The sequence below is a fragment of the Streptococcus infantis genome (assembly GCF_047464415.1).
In the GTDB taxonomy this organism is placed as follows: domain Bacteria; phylum Bacillota; class Bacilli; order Lactobacillales; family Streptococcaceae; genus Streptococcus; species Streptococcus infantis_AE.
In genome coordinates this window covers 1-516 of sequence record NZ_JASHBX010000067.1, presented here as the reverse complement: position 1 = coordinate 516, position 516 = coordinate 1, and the positions used below count along the sequence as shown (strand labels likewise).

Below are 516 nucleotides of genomic sequence, written 5' to 3'. Positions count from 1 at the left end.
CTGACGTACTTGCGCTTGTTGATGCTGACGTACTTGCTGATGTGCTTGCACTTGTTGAAGCAGATGTGCTTGCTGATGTACTTGCACTTGTTGATGCCGACGTGCTAGCAGATGTACTTGCACTTGTTGAGGCTGACGTACTTGCTGATGTGCTTGCGCTTGTTGAGGCTGACGTACTTGCTGACGTACTTGCACTTGTTGAGGCCGATGTACTTGCTGAGGTACTTGCACTTGTTGAGGCTGACGTACTTGCTGAAGTGCTTGCGCTTGTTGATGCTGACGTGCTAGCAGATGTACTTGCTGACGTACTTGCTGATGTGCTTGCACTTGTTGATGCCGATGTACTTGCTGAGGTACTTGCACTTGTTGAGGCTGACGTACTTGCTGAAGTGCTTGCGCTTGTTGAGGCCGACGTACTTGCTGACGTACTTGCACTTGTTGATGCGGATGTACTTGCTGACGTACTTGCACTTGTTGATGCCGACGTGCTAGCAGATGTACTTGCTGACGTACTTG

At 49.8% G+C, this 516-nt stretch carries 1 protein-coding gene; it reads left to right on the top strand.

The genetic code is table 11. The features are described 5' to 3' along the window. Window positions 1–516: hypothetical protein (locus tag QM460_RS10515; RefSeq protein ID WP_414290065.1), on the top strand; the 516-nt coding region annotated here is incomplete at both ends.